The organism is Bradyrhizobium sp. 18BD, from assembly GCF_054185225.1.
The window spans coordinates 178,877-198,599 of the sequence record NZ_JAVAYL010000001.1 but is presented as its reverse complement, the minus strand read 5'-3'; the positions used below and the strand labels follow the sequence as shown (position 1 = coordinate 198,599).

Annotated in this window: 18 protein-coding genes; 10 read left to right on the top strand and 8 right to left on the bottom strand. The window is 64.7% G+C overall.

All coding sequences use genetic code 11. The annotated features are described in order from the left end of the window. Positions 1 to 7: 7 nt before the first annotated feature. Positions 8 to 859, top strand: coding sequence for a thermonuclease family protein (locus tag RAD16_RS00930; RefSeq protein WP_458156014.1), 852 nt, complete (start codon positions 8 to 10; stop codon positions 857 to 859). 132 nt (positions 860 to 991) lie between these two features. After that, complete coding sequence (locus RAD16_RS00925; RefSeq protein ID WP_458156013.1) at positions 992 to 2,383, top strand: M48 family metalloprotease; 1,392 nt, start codon at positions 992 to 994, stop codon at positions 2,381 to 2,383. A 122-nt stretch (positions 2,384 to 2,505) separates the two neighbouring features. Here RAD16_RS00925 and RAD16_RS00920 read toward each other — a convergent pair whose 3' ends face one another. Both RAD16_RS00920 and RAD16_RS00915 read right to left on the bottom strand, forming a co-directional pair. Then, positions 2,506 to 2,901, bottom strand: coding sequence for a c-type cytochrome (locus RAD16_RS00920; RefSeq protein ID WP_458156012.1), 396 nt, complete (start codon positions 2,899 to 2,901; stop codon positions 2,506 to 2,508). A 71-nt stretch (positions 2,902 to 2,972) separates the two neighbouring features. Further along, entirely contained in the window at positions 2,973 to 4,301 is a 1,329-nt protein-coding gene (locus RAD16_RS00915) for an MFS transporter (protein ID WP_458156011.1), read from the bottom strand. Positions 4,302 to 4,483: 182 nt separating this feature from the next. Here RAD16_RS00915 and cyoA point away from each other — a divergent pair, with 182 nt between their 5' ends. From cyoA to RAD16_RS00880, 7 genes are read left to right on the top strand one after another with little or no spacing between them, the layout of a single operon-like run. After that, entirely contained in the window at positions 4,484 to 5,644 is a 1,161-nt protein-coding gene (cyoA, locus tag RAD16_RS00910; protein WP_458156010.1) for a ubiquinol oxidase subunit II, read from the top strand. An 11-nt stretch (positions 5,645 to 5,655) separates the two neighbouring features. Next, positions 5,656 to 7,653: a cytochrome o ubiquinol oxidase subunit I gene (cyoB, locus tag RAD16_RS00905; protein ID WP_458156009.1), complete on the top strand. Its 1,998-nt coding sequence runs from the start codon at positions 5,656 to 5,658 to the stop codon at positions 7,651 to 7,653. Beyond that, on the top strand, positions 7,654 to 8,283 hold the full coding sequence (cyoC, locus tag RAD16_RS00900) for a cytochrome o ubiquinol oxidase subunit III (RefSeq protein WP_458156008.1): 630 nt from the start codon (positions 7,654 to 7,656) through the stop codon (positions 8,281 to 8,283). Continuing rightward, positions 8,280 to 8,660 (top strand): cytochrome o ubiquinol oxidase subunit IV, encoded by a 381-nt coding sequence (gene cyoD, locus RAD16_RS00895; RefSeq protein WP_458156007.1) that lies wholly within the window; start codon positions 8,280 to 8,282, stop codon positions 8,658 to 8,660. Before cyoC ends, cyoD begins: the two co-directional genes overlap by 4 nt. Before the next feature lie 8 nt (positions 8,661 to 8,668). After that, entirely contained in the window at positions 8,669 to 9,505 is an 837-nt protein-coding gene (locus RAD16_RS00890; RefSeq protein ID WP_458156006.1) for an SURF1 family protein, read from the top strand. After that, positions 9,477 to 10,880, top strand: a complete 1,404-nt coding sequence (locus RAD16_RS00885) for an ATP-binding protein (RefSeq protein WP_458156005.1) — start codon at positions 9,477 to 9,479, stop codon at positions 10,878 to 10,880. The genes RAD16_RS00890 and RAD16_RS00885 overlap by 29 nt, the downstream gene beginning before the upstream one ends. Continuing rightward, positions 10,870 to 11,403, top strand: a complete 534-nt coding sequence (locus RAD16_RS00880; RefSeq protein WP_458156004.1) for a response regulator transcription factor — start codon at positions 10,870 to 10,872, stop codon at positions 11,401 to 11,403. Before RAD16_RS00885 ends, RAD16_RS00880 begins: the two co-directional genes overlap by 11 nt. A gap of 216 nt (positions 11,404 to 11,619) precedes the next feature. Here the strand turns inward: RAD16_RS00880 and RAD16_RS00875 are convergent, their stop codons facing one another. The 6 genes from RAD16_RS00875 to RAD16_RS00850 all read right to left on the bottom strand — a co-directional run bounded on the left by RAD16_RS00875 (position 11,620) and on the right by RAD16_RS00850 (position 18,787). Further along, positions 11,620 to 11,829 carry a hypothetical protein gene (locus RAD16_RS00875; protein WP_458156003.1) on the bottom strand — a complete coding sequence of 70 codons (210 nt, stop codon included), beginning with the start codon at positions 11,827 to 11,829 and terminating at the stop codon, positions 11,620 to 11,622. A 135-nt stretch (positions 11,830 to 11,964) separates the two neighbouring features. Then, a complete protein-coding gene (locus tag RAD16_RS00870) occupies positions 11,965 to 12,765 on the bottom strand; it encodes a CarD family transcriptional regulator (protein ID WP_458156002.1) in 801 nt (266 codons plus the stop codon). A gap of 345 nt (positions 12,766 to 13,110) precedes the next feature. Continuing rightward, complete coding sequence (gene fdxA, locus RAD16_RS00865) at positions 13,111 to 13,449, bottom strand: ferredoxin FdxA (RefSeq protein ID WP_458156001.1); 339 nt, start codon at positions 13,447 to 13,449, stop codon at positions 13,111 to 13,113. Positions 13,450 to 13,581: 132 nt separating this feature from the next. Beyond that, positions 13,582 to 13,839: an RNA-binding S4 domain-containing protein gene (locus RAD16_RS00860; RefSeq protein WP_212030331.1), complete on the bottom strand. Its 258-nt coding sequence runs from the start codon at positions 13,837 to 13,839 to the stop codon at positions 13,582 to 13,584. Positions 13,840 to 13,861: 22 nt separating this feature from the next. Then, positions 13,862 to 17,215, bottom strand: a complete 3,354-nt coding sequence (locus RAD16_RS00855; RefSeq protein ID WP_458156000.1) for a helicase-related protein — start codon at positions 17,213 to 17,215, stop codon at positions 13,862 to 13,864. Positions 17,216 to 17,923: 708 nt separating this feature from the next. Then, a complete protein-coding gene (locus RAD16_RS00850; RefSeq protein WP_458155999.1) occupies positions 17,924 to 18,787 on the bottom strand; it encodes a DUF3108 domain-containing protein in 864 nt (287 codons plus the stop codon). Positions 18,788 to 19,301: 514 nt separating this feature from the next. On the opposite strand from RAD16_RS00850, the gene rpmB reads away from it, so the two are divergent. Next, positions 19,302 to 19,607, top strand: a complete 306-nt coding sequence (rpmB, locus tag RAD16_RS00845) for a 50S ribosomal protein L28 (RefSeq protein WP_458155998.1) — start codon at positions 19,302 to 19,304, stop codon at positions 19,605 to 19,607. The last annotated feature ends 116 nt before the right edge of the window (positions 19,608 to 19,723 follow it).

Sequence of the window (19,723 nt, the reverse complement as noted above, 5' to 3'; positions counted from 1 at the left end):
CCTCGCAATGACGGAGGATGCGGAAGGCACTTCGCGACCCGCTACGCTTGGGTTAATATCGCGGCGTAACGCAACCTCTCCGGGCAACGTGACGCGACTGCTTCACCTCATCGTCGCACTTCTTCTCGTCGCGGGTCACACCGCGTCCGCCACGCCGTGCCAATTCGACACGCAGGGCGAAGGCCGCGTCGCGGCGATTGTCGATACGCGTAGCGTGCGTCTCGACGACGGTCGCGAAATCCGCCTCACCGGGATCGAGGCGACATCGACGACGAAGCAGGCGCTGACCTCATTGCTCACTGGTCGCGACGTCGTACTGCGAAGCACTGACGACACGCCCGACCGCTATGGCCGGCAAGGCGCCATCCTGTTCATGGGCGAGAGCGACACCTCGGTGCAGGCGGCGCTGCTCGCCCAGGGCGACGCCCTCGTCTCCGGCGAAATCACCGACAAGGACTGCGCTGCCGCCCTGATGGCGGCAGAGGCCGAGGCGCGGCGCCAAAAAAAGGGCAACTGGGCTGACCCGTCGGCCATAAAAAACGCGGAAAGTCCGGACGATATTTTGGCGGGGATCGGGCGCTTTGTGGTTGTCGAAGGCAAAGTCCTGTCAGTCCGGCAAGCTGGGGCAGTGACCTACCTCAACTTCGGACGGAACTGGACACGCGGCTTTGCGGTGATTATTTCAAAGCGCACGCTACCGGCGTTCGAAAGCGCTGGGATTCCCCTTAAGTCCCTGGAAAATCGGCGTATTCGTGTCCGGGGCTGGGTTGAGGGAACTGCGGGACCGCGTATCGATGTGCGTCTCTTGGAACAGGTTGAATTGCTGGGCGCAAACGAGCCTATTGGGGTAAGGCCTTAAAGGGCCGGGCACGGGTTAAGCGACGTGAATGGGGTGCTAGAACGGCACAAGACGGGTGAACGCCGCTGCCTGCGGGCTGCGCCGGCTGCGCTTTGCCTCGTGCTGGGCACAGCCCTTGCCGGTTGCGGCGATATGAACCGGTTCCAGACCGCGGCCGCCCCGCCGACGGTCGCGATGCCAAAACCCAAGCCGGCCGTCGCGCAAACCCCCGCCACCGAAAAGGAGCACGAGCGCATCCTGGCGAGCTATGGCGGCACCTATGACGACCCCAGGCTCGAATCGCTCGTCAGCAAGACCGTGGACCGGCTGGTCGCCGCGTCCGACCGCCCCGACCAGGGCTACAAGGTCACCATTCTCAATTCCGGCGCGGTGAACGCCTTCGCGCTACCGAACGGCCAGCTCTATGTCACGCGCGGCCTGCTCGCGCTCGCCAGCGACACGTCGGAATTGTCCTCCGTGCTGAGCCACGAGATGGCGCATGTGTTGTCGAAGCATGCCGCGATGCGCGAGGACCAGGCGCGCCAGGCTGCGATCGTCACCCGTGTCGTCACCGACATGAGCAACGATCCGGACCTCACCGCACTGGCGCTCGCCAAGACCAAGCTCACCATGGCGAGCTTCTCTCGCAACCAGGAGTTCGAGGCCGACGGCATCGGCGTCGGCCTCTCCGCCAAGGCGCATTTCGATCCCTATGGTGCCGCGCGCTTCCTCTCGGCGATGGAGCGCAATGCCGAGCTGAAGGCCGGCAAGAGCTCGCTCGATCCGCGCGCGCAGGATTTCACCTCGTCGCATCCGGCAACCCCGGAGCGCGTGCAGAACGCGCAGACCATCGCGCGGCAATATGCAGCGCCCGAAGGCGCCGAGCGTGACCGTGAGAGCTATCTCGCTGCGATCGACAACCTCGTCTATGGCGAAGACCCCAGCGAAGGTTTTGTCCGCGGCCGCCGCTTCCTGCACCCGAAGCTCGGCTTCACCTTCCAGGCGCCGGACAATTTCACGCTCGACAACACCGCGCAGGCGGTGATCGGCGTGCGCGACGGCGGCTCGCAGGCGATGCGCTTCGACGTGGTGCGCGTGCCGGCCGAGCAGTCGCTCGGCGATTACCTCAATTCAGGCTGGATGGAGGGCGTCGAGAAGGCGTCCACCGAGGATATCACCGTCAACGGTTTCCCGGCCGCGTCCGCCACCGCCAAGGGCGACCAGTGGCAGTTCAAGGTCTATGCGCTGCGGTTCGGCAGCGACGTCTACCGCTTCATCTTCGCGGCACGGCAGAAGTCGACCGAGAGCGAGCGCAATGCGCGCGAGACCGTCAATTCATTCCGCCGCCTGACGCTCGACGAGATCCAGGCCGCGCGCCCGCTGCGCATCAAGGTCATCACCGTGCAGCCGGGCGATACCGTGGAATCGCTCTCGCACCGCATGGCCGGCATCGATCACCCCGCCGAACGCTTCCGCGTGCTGAACGGTCTCGACCGCACAGCGCAGGTGAAGGTGCGCGACCGCGTGAAGATCGTCGCGGATTGAGGCTGGGTCAGCTGCCGTAGGGTGGGCAAAGCGAAGCGTGCCCACGTTCCCGATCGCATCGTTGTGAGATGGTGGGCACGGCGCTCCGCGCCTTTGCCCCCTACGAGACCTGCTCTGACGCCCTAGCGCGCCTTCTCTTTCAAATACGCGATGATATCGGCGCGATCCTGCGCGTCCGGGACATCGAAAAACATCTTGGTTTCCGGCACCATCGCCTGCGGTCCGGCCAGCCATTTGTCGAGATTGTCCTCGGTCCAGACGATCCCAGAATTCTTCAGATCGGGCGAGTAGTCATAGCCGGGCACGCTGCCCGCCTTGCGACCGACCACGCCCTTGTGCATCGGGCCGACCGCGTTCTCGTTGATCGCGTGACAATCCGCGCAGCCCTTGTAGAGCGTCTGGCCGCGCGCAACATTTCCGGTGGCGTGGACAAGTCCGGTCGAGCAGAGGATCGCGATGGCAGCGAAGGCCAGGCGTGCAAAGCTTCGCTGGCGGACGGGATTGGACCGGACGTTCATGGGATCTCCTGCTTGCGACCTGCAAACAGGATTGTCCGGCCAAAATTTTATTCCCGCCCGCGGGACTCTCTTTAAGCGCCCGCGTCCATATCGCCGGCCTCGCGCTGGCCGCTGAGCCAGAGCGCGAGCAGCGTCCAGAACGCGCCGGAGAGCAGATAGGCACCCGAGGCGATGACGCCGAGATTGGTGGCGAGCAGCAGCGCGACCAGCGGCGCGAAGCCGGCGCCGAACAGCCAGGCCATGTCGGAGGTCAGCGCCGAGGCGGTGTAGCGATAGGCTTGGCGGAAGTTCGAGGCGATCGCACCCGAGGACTGTCCGAAGGACAGGCCGAGCAGGATGAAGCCGATCACCATGTAGATGGTCTCACCGAAAGCGCCGGCATCGAGCAGCTGCGGAGCGAAGCCGCTGTAGATCGCGATCGCGATCGCCGATCCCATCAGCAGCGACTTGCGGCCGACACGGTCGGCGATGATGCCGGAGGCGACGATCGCGGCGACGCCGAACACGGCGGCGACGATCTCGATGATCAAAAAGCGCACCGGGCTTTCGCGGGTGAACAGGAACACCCAGGACAGCGGAAACACCGTGACCATGTGGAACAGCGCGAAGCTCGCCAGCGGCGCGAACGCGCCGAGCATGATGTTCTGGCCTTCGCGCGCGACCGTCTCGGAGATGCGCGAGGGCTGCAATTCGCGGGTCTCGAACAGCGAGGCATATTCTTCCGTGGTCACCATGCGCAGGCGGGCGAACAGCGCCACGACGTTGATGGCGAAGGCGACGAAGAACGGATAGCGCCAGCCCCAGTCGAAGAAATCGTCGGCGGAGAGGTTACCGGCGAAATAGGCGAACAGCGCGCTCGCCACGATCAGCCCGAGCGGGGCGCCGAGCTGCGGCACCATCGCGTACCAGCCGCGCTTGGAGGCCGGCGCGTTCAGCGCCAGCAGTGAGGCCATGCCGTCCCAGGCGCCGCCCCAGGCCAGACCCTGCGCGATGCGCGCAAGCGCCAGCAGCCAGATCGCGGCGCTGCCGATGTCGTGATAGCCGGGCAGGAACGCGAGCGCCACGGTGGCGGTGCCGAGCAGGAACAGCGCCGAGACCAGCTTGGCCGTCTTGCCGTACTCCCGGTCGACCGTCATGAAAATGACGGTTCCGATCGGGCGGGCCATGAAGGCCAGCGCGAAAACCATGAAGGAATAGAGGGTGCCGGTCAGCTCGCTGGTGAACGGGAACACTAGCCGCGGGAACACGATCACCGAGGCGATCGCGTACACGAAGAAGTCGAAGAATTCCGAGGTGCGGCCGATGATGACGCCGATGGCGATCTCGCCGGGACTGGCCTGGTCGTGGCCGTGCTCGCCCGAGTGGAGGTCTGCCATTGCGGGGGTCTGTGCCGTCGCCATTCGTGCGCCCTTAACGTCCTGAAAACCAAAGCCGACCGCCCGGCGGGAAGCCGGGCAATCCGGCTCTGTCTGGCCCAACATTCCGCAGTGCAACATTGGACAAATTGTCCAATGTCCCGATTGCTGCGCCGCAGCTACCCGTTGGCCCCGCAAAGGAAACTCATTCTCATAAGGCTCGGCCCGTGTCCCGTCTCAAGATCCTGGCGCTGCTACCTCTGGCAGTTGCGCTCAGTGGCTGCAACTACGTCGTGCTGGCGCCAGCCGGCGACATCGCTGCCCAGCAGCGCGACCTCGTCATCATCTCCACCGTCCTGATGCTCCTGATCGTCGTCCCCGTGATGGCGCTGACGGTGCTGTTCGCCTGGCGCTACCGCCAGTCCAACACCTCGGCCCGCTACGAGCCGGAATGGGATCACTCGACCAAGCTCGAGCTGGTGATCTGGTCGGCACCGCTGCTGATCATCATCTGCCTGGGCGCGCTGACCTGGATGGGCACGCATCTGCTCGACCCCTATCGCAATATCGGCCGCATCCATGCGGAGCGCGCCGTGGACCAGTCCAAGGCTCCGCTCGACGTCGATGTCGTCGCACTCGACTGGAAGTGGCTCTTCATCTACCCCGACTACGGCATCGCCACCGTCAACGAGCTCGCCGCGCCGGTCGATCGTCCGATCAACTTTCACATCACCGCGTCTTCGGTGATGAACTCGTTCTACATCCCCGCGCTCGCCGGACAAATCTATGCGATGCCGGGCATGGAGACGTCGCTCCACGCCGTGATCAACCACGCCGGCACATATAAGGGCTTCTCGGCGAACTACAGCGGCGCCGGTTTCTCCGGCATGCACTTCAACTTCCACGGTCTTGACGACCAGGGTTTTGACGCCTGGGTCGCGAAGGCCAAATCAGCGGGCGGCTCGCTCGGCCGCGCCGAATATCTCCAGCTCGAAAAGCCCAGCGAGAACGAGCCGGTGCGCCGCTGGGGCACGGTCGATTCCGATCTCTACCGCCTGATCCTCAACATGTGCGTCGAGACCGGCAAGATGTGCCAGAGCGAGATGATGGCGATCGACGCCAAGGGCGGCAACGGCCATGAGGGCCTGAACAACACGCTGCCTCTGGCCTACGACAAGTATGCCCGCCGCGGCACCGTGCTTGGTCCCGAGCCGACCTTCGTCGCCGGCACCTGCACGCCGGAGGCGCCGCAGGGCCAGACCACCGCGTCGATCAAGGCCCCCATCGACACCGCGCCGCTCACCGGCGCCGGCCTGAAGCGGCCGATCTTCACGCCGCTGAAGTCCTCGTCCTTCTTCCTCGGACAACGTCCGAAGTCAGACTCCTAAAGAGAGCTCGCATGTCTCCTGATCTCCTCAAGCTCATCTTCGGCCGGCTCGGTCTCGAGTCGCTGCCACTGCACGAGCCGATCGTCGTCGGCACCTTCGTGGTGGTCGCGCTCGGCGGCGCCACGCTGCTCGCCGGCCTCACCTATTTCCGTCTCTGGGGCTACCTCTGGCGCGAATGGTTCACCACGGTGGACCACAAGCGCATCGGCATCATGTACATGATCCTCGGCATCGTGATGCTGCTGCGCGGCTTCGCGGACGCGCTGATGATGCGCGGCCAGCAGATGCTCGCCTTCAACGGCTCCGAAGGCTATCTCAACGCCCATCACTACGACCAGGTCTTCACCGCCCACGGCGTGATCATGATCTTCTTCGTGGCGATGCCGTTGGTCACCGGCCTGATGAACTACGTCGTGCCGCTGCAAATCGGCGCGCGCGACGTATCGTTCCCGTTCCTGAACAATTTCAGCTTCTGGATGACGGTCGGCGGCGCGGTGCTGGTGATGGCCTCGCTGTTCATCGGCGAATTCGCCCGCACCGGCTGGCTGGCTTATCCGCCGCTGTCGAACATCGGCTACAGCCCTGACGTCGGCGTCGACTATTACATCTGGGCGCTACAGGTTGCTGGTGTAGGTACGACGTTATCCGGCATCAATCTGATCTGTACCATCGTCAAGCTGCGTTGCCCCGGCATGAGCATGATGAAGATGCCGGTGTTCACCTGGACCTCGCTCTGCACCAACATCCTGATCGTCGCCTCGTTCCCCGTTCTGACCGTCGTGCTCGCGCTGCTCTCGCTCGATCGCTATGTCGGCACCAACTTCTTCACGAACGATTTCGGCGGCAGCCCGATGATGTACGTGAACCTGATCTGGATCTGGGGCCATCCCGAGGTCTACATCCTGGTTCTCCCGGCGTTCGGCATCTTCTCGGAAGTCACCTCGACCTTCTCCGGCAAGCGCCTGTTCGGCTACACCTCGATGGTCTACGCCACCGTGGTCATCACCATCCTGTCGTACCTGGTGTGGCTGCACCACTTCTTCACGATGGGTTCGGGCGCCAGCGTCAACTCGTTCTTCGGCATCACCACGATGATCATCTCGATCCCGACGGGCGCGAAGATGTTCAACTGGCTGTTCACGATGTATCGCGGCCGTATCCGCTACGAGCTGCCGATGATGTGGACGGTCGCCTTCATGCTGACCTTCGTGCTCGGCGGCATGACCGGCGTGCTGCTCGCGGTGCCGCCGGCCGACTTCGTGCTGCACAACAGCCTGTTCCTGATCGCGCATTTCCACAACGTGATCATCGGCGGCGTGGTGTTCGGCGCGTTCGCCGGCATCAACTACTGGTTCCCGAAGGCGTTCGGCTTCAAGCTCGATGTGTTCTGGGGCAAGCTGTCGTTCTGGTTCTGGGTCGTCGGCTTCTACATGGCCTTCATGCCGCTCTACGTGCTCGGCCTGATGGGCGTGACCCGCCGCCTGCGCGTGTTCGACGATCCGTCCCTGCAGATCTGGTTCGTCATCGCCGCGATCGGCGCCGGCCTCGTCTTCCTCGGCATCCTCAGCATGCTGATGCAGTTCGCGGTCAGCTTCCTCAAGCGCGAGCAGCTCAAGGACGTCACCGGCGATCCCTGGGATGCGCGCACGCTGGAATGGGCAACCTCCTCGCCCCCGCCGGACTACAACTTCGCCTTCACCCCCGTCGTTCACGACAATGACGCGTGGTGGGACATGAAGAAGCGCGGCTACCAGCGTCCGCTCACCGGGTTCAAGCCGATCCACATGCCCAGCAGCACCGGCACCGGAATCATCCTCGCCGGCCTCGCCACCGCGATGGGATTCGGCCTGATCTGGTACATCTGGTGGCTGGCGGCTGCGAGCTTCATCGCGATGCTCGTCGTCGGGATCGGTCACACCTTCAACTATCACCGCGACTTCGACATTCCGGCTGAGGACGTCATTCGGACCGAGGACGCGCGCACCAAACTGCTCGCCGGAGCCAAGTAAATGACCGTCTCTGTCAATCCCTCGCAGACCGGCGAGCCGGTCTTCTATCTCGCCGACGAACATCCGCATCCGGAAGGCTACAGCACCTCGCTCGGCTTCTGGATCTACCTGATGAGCGATTGCCTCATCTTCGCGATGCTGTTCGCCGCCTTCGGCGTGCTCGGCGCCAACTACGCCGCCGGCCCCGCGCCGAAGGACCTGTTCGACCTCGACCTGGTCGCGGTGAACACCTCGATGCTGCTGCTGTCGTCGATCACCTATGGCTTCGCCATGCTGACGATGCAGCAGAACAAGGTGGCTCAGACGCAGATGTGGCTGGCCATCACCGGCCTGTTCGGTCTGGCCTTCATCGGCATCGAGCTCACCGAGTTCGCCCACATGATCCACGAAGGCGCGACGCCCCAGCGCAGCGCCTTCCTGTCCTCCTTCTTCACCCTGGTCGGCACCCACGGTCTGCACGTCTCCTGCGGCCTGATCTGGCTGGTCACGCTGATGGTGCAGGTCAAGAAGTTCGGCCTGATCGAAGCCAACCGCCGCCGCCTGATGTGCCTGTCGATGTTCTGGCACTTCCTCGACGTGGTCTGGATCGGCGTCTTCACCTTCGTCTATCTTCTGGGAGTTCTGCGATGAACACCGATACCCACGCCGCCCACGCGGGCGACCATCACCACGACGACGGCCACGCCCACAGTACGTTCTCGGGCTACATGCTCGGCTTCGTGCTGTCGGTGGTGCTGACCACGATCCCGTTCTGGCTGGTGATGAGCGGCGCGTTGCCGAGCAAGCAGATCACCGCGCTGGTCATCATGGCCTTCGCGGTCGTGCAGATCGTCGTGCACATGATCTACTTCCTGCACATGAACACCAAGTCCGAGAACGGCTGGAGCATGATGGCGCTGATCTTCACCATCGTCATGGTGGTGATCGCGCTGTCCGGTTCGCTGTGGGTGATGAACCACCTCAACAGCAACATGATGCCCATCCACGAGATGACGGGAATGAAGTGAGCGGTCTCGTGAGCCACAAGGATAACAAGACGCGCAGCTCCACGAGGGCTGCGCGTCCGTCCCTGTGGCTCACGGTTCTCTCGCTCATCGCCTTCGTCATTCTGATCGCGCTCGGTGTCTGGCAGATCGAGCGACGCGCCTGGAAGCTGGCGCTGATCGACCGCGTCGAGCAGCGTGTCCATGCTCCGGCCGCGCCGATCCCCTCGCCCGCTTCGTGGCCCGCGGTCACCCGTGCAAACGATGAATACCGGCACGTCAGCGTCACCGGACGCTTCCTGCACGATCGCGAGACGCTGGTTCAGGCCGTCACCGAGGAGGGCCCCGGCTATTGGGTGCTGACGCCGCTTCAGCGCGACGACGGCACGCAGGTGCTGGTCAATCGCGGCTTCGTGCCGTCCGAGCGGCGCGACGCATCGACGCGCCAAAGTGGCAATCCTGAGGGCCAAGTCGCTATCACCGGCCTGTTGCGCATCACCGAGCCGAAAGGCGGCTTCCTCCGCAACAACGTGCCTCAGCACAACCGCTGGTATTCGCGCGATGTCGCCGCGATCTCGACGGCACGCGGCCTGACCGAGGCCGCCCCCTTCTTCATCGATGCCGACGCCGGATCACAATCCGGCCAAGGTCCCATCGGTGGATTGACCGTGGTCCGCTTTCCCAATAACCACCTGATCTACGCGCTGACGTGGTTTGCCCTGGCTTTCATGCTGGCCGGCAGGCTCTTCGTCACATTCGGCGGCGGGCTGTTCCGCCGCAAACGCTACGTCCACGAACCGGATGGCGGCCCAGAGGCCGCCGCCCGCAGGACGGGATCAGATGCTGGAAAGATCGTCGAGCAGACCTGACGACGGGAAGACCATTTCCCAGATGCTTGCCGGTGGCGAACTCGCCGTCACGCTGCAATCGCAGGCCGACGCGCGCAGCGAATTGATCGGCGCGACACCCACCGACGACGAGACCAACCGCAAGAACATGGCGCTGCTGATCCAGCTGCGCTGGACCGCGGTGGTCGGCCAGATCGTCACCATCGGCGGCGTGCATTTCGGGCTCGGCATTCCCCTGCCCCTGGAGCGGATGGGCGCAGTGATCGGCGCGCTGGTGCTGCTCAATGTCTCCAGCCTGGTCTGGGTGCGCCATCGCGCCGCGATCTCCAGCAACGAGCTGCTGGTCGCGCTGATGCTCGACGTTGCCGCGCTGACCGCGCAGCTCTACCTCAGCGGCGGCGCCACCAATCCCTTCACCTCGCTGTTCCTGCTCCAGGTGACGCTGGCTGCGGTGCTGCTCGACGCCCGCTCGACCTGGTCGCTGGTCGCGCTGACCTGCGCGTGCTTCGTCTGGCTGACGCTGGCCTACCGACCGCTCGACCTGCCGCCGAACCCGCTCAGCGAGACCTACACGCTCACCGTGGCCGGCATGCTGCTGGGCTTCGCCCTCAATGCCGTGCTGCTGGTGGTGTTCGTCACCCGCATCAACAGGAATTTGCGCGAGCGCGACGCGCATCTGGCCGCGCTGCGCCAGCATGCGGCCGAGCAGGACCACATCGTGCGCATGGGCCTGCTGGCCTCCGGCGCCGCGCATGAGCTCGGCACCCCGCTCGCCTCGCTCTCGGTGATCCTCAACGACTGGCGCCGCATGCCGGACCTTGCCGCCGATCAGGAGCTCGCCGAGGATCTTTCGCAGATGGAAACCTCGCTGCAACGCTGCAAGTCGATCGTGACAGGCATCCTGGTCTCGGCCGGCGAAGCGCGCGGCGAGGGTTCGTCGCCGACCACGGTGACCGCGTTCGTGACGGCGCTGGTGGAGGAGTGGCGCGACGCGCGTTCGGTGCGCACGCTCTATTTCGTCAATACTTTCGGCGAGGACGTCGCGATCGTCTCCGACATCGCGCTGAAGCAGGTGATCTTCAACGTGCTCGACAACGCCTACGAGGTCTCGCGCGACTGGGTCGAGCTGCTGGCCGAGCGCGAGGGCGACAATCTCGTGCTGTCGATCTCCGACCGCGGCCCGGGCTTTGCGCCGGAGATGCTGTCGCAGCTCGGAAAACCCTATCACTCGAGCAAGGGCCGCGCCGGCGGCGGGCTCGGCCTGTTCCTGGTGGTGAACGTGGTGCGCAAATTGGGGGGCAGCGTGACCGCCGAGAACCACAGGAAGCGCGGCGCCACGGTGCGCCTGACGCTGCCGCTCGCGACGCTCGCGATCGGAGGCAGCTTTGACGCCTGACCGTTCGCTGATCGTCGTCGAGGACGACGAAGGTTTTGCGCGCACGCTGAAACGCTCGTTCGAGCGCCGCGGCTACGACGTCGTGCTCGCTGGCTCCATTGAAGACGTGCGCAAGGTGCTGGAGGAACGCACCTTCGGCCACGCCGTGGTCGATCTCAAGCTCGGCGGCGCCTCCGGCCTTGCCTGCGTCGAGCTGCTGCACACGCACGATCCTGACATGCTGATCGTGGTGCTCACAGGATTCGCCAGCATCTCCACCGCCGTCGAAGCGATCAAGCTGGGCGCCTGCCACTACCTCGCAAAGCCGTCGAACACCGATGACATCGAGGCCGCCTTCCACAAGGCCGAAGGCAACGCCGAAGTGGCGCTCGACGCGCGGCCGACCTCGATCAAGACGCTGGAATGGGAACGCATCCACCAGACGCTGATCGAGACGGATTTTAATATTTCGGAAGCGGCGAGAAGGCTGGGGATGCACCGGCGCACGTTGGCGCGGAAGCTCGAGAAGCGGCCGGTGAAGTGAACTGCCGTCCCCGGGCGCGCAACGCGCGAGCCCGGGACGACGCTGAGTGCATCGCGCTTCACTCCGCTTCTACGAACCAGACGCTCCCGCCAGCTTGCCTACCTCCGGCGGTGCCGTAGCCCGGATGAGCGGAGCGACATCCGGGGCGTCGGCATCGGCGGAAAGCCCGCTCCCGGATATCGCTTCGCTCATCCGGGCTACAAAAGATCTACTTCGTCACCTCGCCCGTGACGTAATCGTGACGTCGATCCCCTCCTGATCGAAGCGGGCATTGACGTCGAAGCGGCAGAGCTTGGTCGCCCAGCATTCCGTCCGCCACGTTGTCAGGTCGCTGTAGCTGTCAGCGATGGCGAAGATGTCGTTGGACTTCGAGAGCAGCGTCGCACCGAGATGGTAAGAGACGCGTGCCGGAAGGGAGGCAGCCATGTCGAGGCTCAGCCGGCTGGCACCATCGGGATCCTGAGACCATCACCGCTTCCAGCTGACGCTGCATGCACCGTCGGGAAAAAAAGCCCGGCCAACCGGCCGGGCTTTTGATCTCTTCCGATCGACGCGAGAGGCTTACGCAGCCTCGTCGGCGACAGTGGTGTCGTCGCCATCGGTATCGTCGGTATCGCCCTCGGCATCCGTCTCGCCCTCGCCGTCGGCGGCTTCCGCCTTGGCATTGGCGCGGCGCGGGCTCTTGGCGAGCTGAGCTTCGATCTCCTTGACCGCTTCGGTCTCGGTCGAGTGCTGCACCACCGCGATCTCGCGGGACAGACGGTCGAGCGCAGCTTCATAGAGCTGACGTTCGCTGTACGACTGTTCCGGCTGCGACTCCGAGCGATAGAGGTCGCGCACGACCTCCGCGATCGCGACGATGTCGCCCGAGTTGATCTTCGCTTCGTATTCCTGGGCGCGGCGCGACCACATGGTGCGCTTGACGCGGGCGCGGCCCTTCAGAGTCTCGAGCGCCTTCTTGACGAGGGCGGGCTCGGACAGCTTGCGCATGCCGACGTTGGCGACCTTGGCGGTCGGAACGCGGAGCGTCATCTTGTCCTTGATGAAGTTGATGACGAACAGCTCGAGCTTCGCACCGGCGATCTCCTGCTCCTCGATGGCCAGGATCTGGCCGACGCCGTGAGCGGGATAAACGACGAATTCGTTGGCCTTGAAGCCCTGACGCTGGGTCACGACCTTCTTTTCCTCGACCTTCGGCGCAGCGGCGGCCGGCTTCACGGCCGGCTTGGCAGCAACAGGAGCCTTGGCAGGAGCAGCAGCAACAGGAGCCTTCGGCGCAGCGGGCTTGGAAGCGGGAGCTTTGGCGGCAGCAGGCTTGGCAGCGGTCGCTTTCGCGGCCGGTTTGGCAGTCTTGTTAGGCATTGCGCTTCTTTTGTTCTTCGAGGACTTTGCAGCCGGCGCCTTCGTCGCGGTCCGACCTTTGGATGCGCTACGGCTGGCCGCGGCGACTTTTTTGGCCTCCTTATGGGAAGCCCTCGCTGAAGTACTCTTTTTACGCGTTTTCTGTGACACAGCCTGCGCGCGGAAACTGCCACGCCCCTGTTCGACATTTTGGTTTCACGGGAACCCAACGGAGCCAACTGGGCTGACGGGTTCGGCTCAATGTGCCCAATATAGCACATTTCCCGCAAAAATCAATGATTTAGGGGTCTTAAGGCCTGGTTTTCGGCGCTGACGAAGGTATTAGGGTTAAGTTTGCGACGGAATTTAGTCCCCGGAGCCAGGGTCCGGAGAAAAATATTTCTCGAACTTGCCTTCCTGACCGTCGAATTCCTTCGCGTCCGGGGGTGATTCTTTCTTCTGGGTGATGTTCGGCCAGCTCTTGGCGTAGTCGGCGTTGACCTGGAGCCACTTTTCGAGGCCCGGTTCCGTGTCCGGCTTGATGGCGTCGGCGGGGCATTCCGGCTCGCACACGCCGCAGTCGATGCACTCGTCAGGATGGATGACGAGCATGTTGTCGCCCTCGTAGAAACAGTCGACCGGGCAGACCTCGACGCAGTCGGTGTACTTGCACTTGATGCAGTTTTCAGTGACGACGTAAGTCATCCAACGCTCCGAAAAGCTCTTTTAAAAGTCGGGGCTTGCGTAGCGCGGATGGCCCGGCGCTGCAAGGTCGGGAAGCCCCGATCATGACGGCTTTATGTGTTTGATCGACCAAGAAATGAACGCGATGCGCAATTAATTGCGATTTGCTTCGCTGAGCTCCTCGTAGAGCACACGGGCCGAGGCAGCATCGCCGCGGCGCTCGTTGAAGCCTGTGACTTTCAGCACGCGCACGGTGCGGTCGAGCGCGACGGTGATGACATCACCGATCTTGATCGCATGGCCCGGTGATTTCTCACGCGTGCCGTTGACGCGGACATGGCCGGACTCGACCAGCTCGGCCGCGGATGTGCGCGCCTTCACCACCCGCGCGTGCCACAGCCATTTGTCGATGCGCTGCCGCTCGCTCGTGGGATTACTCCTTCCGACCTGACAGCTGTTCTTTCAGCGCGGCGAGCTTTGCGAAGGGCGAGTTCGGATCGGCGGGACGATCGCGCTCGCGCGGGTTCGCGCTCGATGCGTAGGGACGCAGGGAGGGACCACCCTGGCGATCACGACCCTTGTCACGGTCGCGGCCACGATTGTCGCGGCCCTTGTCGCGATCTCCGCCGAACTTCTTGCTGTCGCGGTTGCGATCGCGATCCTTGTCGCGGTCCTTGCCCTGGAAGCTGCGATTGCGGTCGTCGCGGCGCTCACCGCCCTCGCCGCCTTCACGCGGCTTGCGGAAGTCTTTAGCCCCGTCGCGGCGATGGCCACCGTGACGATGACGCTCGCCGCGCTTTTCGCCGTCAGCCGACTGCGCGGCTTCGCCTTCGGCGGGCGCGGAACCCGCCTCAGCACCGGCCTGCGGGCGCTGGTTGTTGTGGTGACGCTGGTGGCGATGGCGCTCGTGACGCGGCTTGCGATCCTCGTGACGGCCGCCGGGGCGCCAGACCTCGACGAGCTCCGGCTCGGCGGGCGCAGCAGCAGCCTCGACAGGCGCAGCAGCATCGGGCGATGCAGCAGCTTCCGTCGCCGCGGTCTCGGCGGGAGCAGCGTCAGCAGCCTCGGTGGGCGCAGCAGGCTCTTCCGCCGGCGGCGCGATGCCGGGGGCATCTTCCGGCGTGACGGGCGCTTCGGGCGACGCTTCGAGCGCCGGCTCTTCCTGCGCGGGCTCGTCGTGCTGCTCCATGCCGGGCGCGTCTTCGACGGTCACAGGCTCGCCGGCGGCTTCGATGGCCGTCTCTGCAGAGGCGGTAGCTTCTTCGGTCGCTGGCGTCTCGGCGGAAGCCTCCGCAGCGACAAGCGCAGCCGGCTTCACCGGCAGCGGCGGACGCTTCTCCATGCGATAGCCGAGCGCGCGCAGCACCGACGCAAAATCCTCGCCGGCGGAGCCGGTGAGCGAGGTCATCGCCTGCGTCACCACAAAGCTGCGGCCGTCGAATGCGCCGGCGGGCTTTTCGCCGGGCGAATTTTCGCGCCAGGCCAGCGCCGGGCGGATCAGATCAGCAAGACGCTCCAGGATGTCGACGCGCACGGCGCGCTCGCCGGCCTGCTTGTAGCCGAGCACGCGATAGGCATCGCGCGGCAATTGCTTGTCGACCGGGAACGAGGTGCGGCCCGACGAGGCCAGATGCTGCGCGCCCGACAGCGAGGACAGATCGACATTGTCCTGCTTCAGCGCCCACAGCAGCGCGGCGAGCGCACGCCCGGCGGGCTTGAGCAGGCCGGGGAAGTAGATGTGATAGGCGCCGAAGCGGACGCCGTACTTTCGCAAGGTCGCGCGCGAGGGCTGGTCGAGATCCTTCAGCTCGTTGGCGATCTTCGGACGGTCGAGCACGCCGAGCGCCTCGACGAGCTGATAGGCGATGCCGCGGGCAATGCCGGTAACGTCCTCGGCCTTCGACAGCTCGAACATCGGCCCGAGCAGCTTTTCGATATGCGTCTTGAGCCAGAGGTCGAGCCGGGCCTGCACCTTCTCACGGGGCGCACCCGTCAGCCGCTCGTCCGAGATGATGCGGATGCGCGGATGCAGCGCGTCCTCTGCGGCGGACAGCCGCGCCACGGCATCACCGGTCCAGCGGATGGTGCCCTCCGAGGTCAGCACGAACTGCTCGTCCGGCGCGTTGCCCAGCTTTTCGGCGCGCGCGTTGATCTCGCCGGCGAGCACCGCTTGGGCTGCAGCCTGCAAGGCTTTCGCATCGGAGCCGGCTTCCGCCGCATCCGGTGCAAAGGTGAAGCCATCGAGGCGGCCGATGACATGGCCTTCGACGATGACTTCGCCGGTCTTGCCGATTTCAGTATTCAAGCTCGTGTTCTCCCGCAGGCGGCGCATCAATACACTGGTCCGACGATCAACGAAACGCTCAGTCAAGCGTTCATGGAGCGCATCCGATAATTTATTTTCGACCTCGCGGGCGATCCCCTGCCAGCGTTCGGGGCCTTTCAGCCAGTCCGGACGGTTCGCGACGAAGGTCCAGGTGCGAATTTGCGCGATCCGGGCCGACAGCGTGTCGATGTCGCCGTCGATGCGGTCGGCCTGGTCGACCTGGGCCGCGAACCAGGAATCGGGGATGCAGCCCTTCTGCATCAGGAAGCCGTACAGCGTGGTGACGAGCTCGGCATGGGCCGCGGGCGACAGTTTCCGGTAGTCCGGGACCTGGCAGGCCTCCCAGAGGCGCTCCACGGCGGCCTTGCCATGCGCGATATCGCGCACCTCGACGTCGCGGGCGGCATGGTCGAGCACGCGCATGTCCTCGGCAATCGGCGCGCGCGTCAGCGCCTCATGGCCGGGGGCGAGGTTCAGCGACACCTGCAGCGCGCCGAGCGAGGAGAAATCCAGCTTCGAGTTGCGCCATTGCAGCATCTTCACGTTGTCGAAGGTGTGGTTCTGCAGCGCATTGACGAGCTCCGGCTCGAACGGCGCGCAGCGGCCCGTGGTGCCGAAGGTGCCGTTGCGCGTGGCACGGCCGGCGCGGCCGGCGATCTGCGCGAATTCGGCCGGCGTCAGGCGGCGGAACTGGTAGCCGTCGAACTTGCGGTCGGAGGCAAACGCAACGTGGTCGACGTCGAGATTGAGGCCCATGCCGACGGCGTCGGTGGCGACGAGGTAGTCGACGTCGCCGTTCTGGAACATCTCGACCTGCGCATTGCGCGTGCGGGGCGAGAGCGAGCCCAGCACCACGGCGGCGCCGCCATGCTGGCGCTTGATCAGCTCGGCGATGGCGTAGACCTCGTCGGCGGAGAACGCGACAATGGCGGTGCGGCGCGGCTGGCGCGTGATCTTGCGGTCGCCGGCGAATTCGAGCTGCGACAGGCGCGGCCGCGTGATCATGGACACGCCGGGCAACAGCCGCTCGATGATCGGGCGCATGGTGGCGGCGCCGAGCAGCAGCGTCTCGTCGCGGCCGCGGCGGTTGAGGATGCGGTCGGTGAAGACGTGGCCGCGTTCCAGGTCGGAGGCGATCTGGACCTCGTCCACGGCGAGGAAGGAGACGTCGATGTCGCGCGGCATCGCCTCGACGGTGGAGACCCAATAGCGCGGGTTCTTCGGCTTGATCTTCTCCTCGCCGGTGATCAGCGCGACGGCTTCGCTACCGACCCTTGCTGCGATCTTGTTGTAGACCTCGCGTGCCAAAAGGCGCAGCGGCAGGCCGATCATCCCCGAGGGATGCGCGAGCATCCGCTCGATGGCGAGATGGGTCTTGCCGGTGTTGGTCGGCCCGAGCACCGCAGTGACGCCCGCGCCGGGTGCGCGCTCGGAAGCGAATGGGGAGGGAGAGAAGGCCATGTCTGGGGGATTAGGTAGTGGCGATTTGGGCGAATGTCAGTGCCGGATGGGGCGTGTTGGGGGCTTCGTCTCAATCGGCGGCGGCGCGAAGCGCCCGGAAGCCACCTCGCCCCGCTTGCGGGGAGAGGTCGGATCGCGGAGCGATCCGGGTGAGGGGGAGCCTCCACGAATCTCATTGTCAGCGTCTTTGCTGAAGCAGCCCCTCACCCCGACCCTCTCCCCGTAAGAACGGGGCGAGGGAGAAGAGCGATCTCCCCAGACCTCGCGCAACTGTCTCACTTTGCGACGCTTTTCCCGTTCTCTTTAAGCTTCGGAACGACTCTAGAACGAATCGCGGCCGAATCGCTGACTCCCTGATGAGTCATGTTCCGTTCACGCAACATGTCGCGGGACTCTTATTCCATCGCACTAGATGGAGTTTTGAGCTGCCGTACAAGCGACGATTTGAGGGCGGGTTCCTTAAAATTGGGGACGGCGCGGAGTCGAATCAGAATCGGAGAGGAGTCAAATGGATTCCGGGATCAGAGGCCCCAAACTCATTTTCGCGAAAACAACCCCATGCGCAGTAGGGAAGTCATTGATATCATTGAGATCGATTTTTAGCCCGAGAGGCAGATCGTAGCCCGTATGGAGCGAAGCGGAATACGGGGAGCGAAAGCAAGGAATCCCGGATTGCGCTGCGCTCCATCCGGGCTACGCAGCGGGGCTTTACTGCGTCTTCGCCACCCTTGGCGGCTGGGCGGCCGTGATGAAGCTGGTCGCTTCCAGCATCGCAGGCCCCAGCGGCGTCGGCACTTTCAGCCAGAACGGAACCAGGATGCGTGTTCCCGCCACCGGGGCGAAGGCGATCTCGATGTTGCGCTGGGCGGCGAGGTATTTGATCACGGGGCGGTCGGGGATGTAGCCGGCGACCGGCACGAAATAGAGCGAGCAGACCACGACCGGGCCGTGATAGCCCTTCTCGGCCTTCACCGTCTCCATGCGCTTGAAATCGAGCTTGAGGTCGTAGCGCATGCGGCCGTCGAACACGGGCGCGGAGTTGTGGCAGGCGTCCGGCGTCACGGGGTCGCCGGTGCCGGGCACGCGCAGCAGCGAGGCCGTCATCGGATCCCAGACGCCGCGGCGATGGGCATCGGTGACGACGATGCGATCAGGATCGACCGGCGGCTCCGGCAGGATGCCGAACTCCTTCACATTGCCCTTGTCGAGCGTGATGCGGATTTCTTCGGTCTTCTTCGACGTGGTGGTGGAGGCCTGGTAGCCGGTTGCAACCAACGCGCCGTTGACGACGCGCCCCTGCGAGGCGCCGGTGCCGGACCCGCCCGCGAAGGACTTCAGCAGCCCCGTGGTGCCGCCGGAGGCCGCGGCCGCGAATACATCGTCCTGGATGTCGATATTCCAGGCGCCCTTGCCGACGGGAATGCCCGCCAGCGTCGCCTCATACTGCGCCTCGAGCTTGCCCTGCGCCGCCGCCGGCTCGGCTTCCCACGCCACCACGAGCCCGCAAAGGGCCGCGAAGGCCAGCCGGCCGGCCAGACGCAGCCGGGGCGAATGAGGGGAAGATGTGAGCACGAACCAGTCCAATCAGGGCGCGAACGGTTGTTACTTAAGCCAAAAACCGCGGCAAACAATGTGTCCGGGCGTCTCTGGCCGGGAACTTCACCGAACTATTCGGCGGCGAATACGCCCTTTATGTGATGGTAAGGCGCTTCAATCATTGCCGTTTTGGTGATCGGGGCGCGTCAGGGGAGCGCACCCTGCTGCGCGCATTCCGCGGCCCTTTTCCCGCCCATTCCGCTGTCATACCCCGCGAAAGCGGGGTATCCAGTACGCCGCAACCTCCCGGCTCCAGCCGCGCCGCCCCGGCGCACTGGATCGCCCCGCCCCAGCGCGCAATTGCGCGCAAGGCGGGCGATGACACCTGTCGCGGGGCATGACGCGGGCATGAAACCTAGCCCAAATCCTTGACTACCCGCCCCTTCCCCCCTATACGTCCGCCCGCTCCCTGCAAGGACACAGAATTAGCCCCCGTGGCGCCCAGAATGGCGGCCGCAATCGTTGGGGGTTCGAACCAAGGATTGATACCATGTCTCGCCGCTGCGAACTGACGGCCAAGGGCCCCCTCGTCGGCCACAAGGTCAGCCACTCCAACATCAAGACCAAGCGCCGCTTCCTGCCGAACCTCGTCAACGTGACGTTCATCAGCGAAGCCCTGGAGCGCAACGTGCGCCTGCGCGTCTCGACCAGCGCGGTCAAGAGCGTCGACCACAATGGCGGCCTCGACGCCTTCCTCCTCAAGGCCAACGCCGACGCCCTGTCGCCGCGCGCCCTCGAGCTGAAGCGCGCCATCCAGAAGAAGATCGGCGACCAGCCGGTCAAGAAGGCCAGCTAAGCCAGGTTTTTCAAATTGGGCGGGGGCTAAGTTGCGTCGCGTGGCGTAGGCTTAGCCGGTAAGAGTTTTGCGTGACGGCCGGATCGAAAGATCCGGCCGTTTTTGTTTTTGCACCG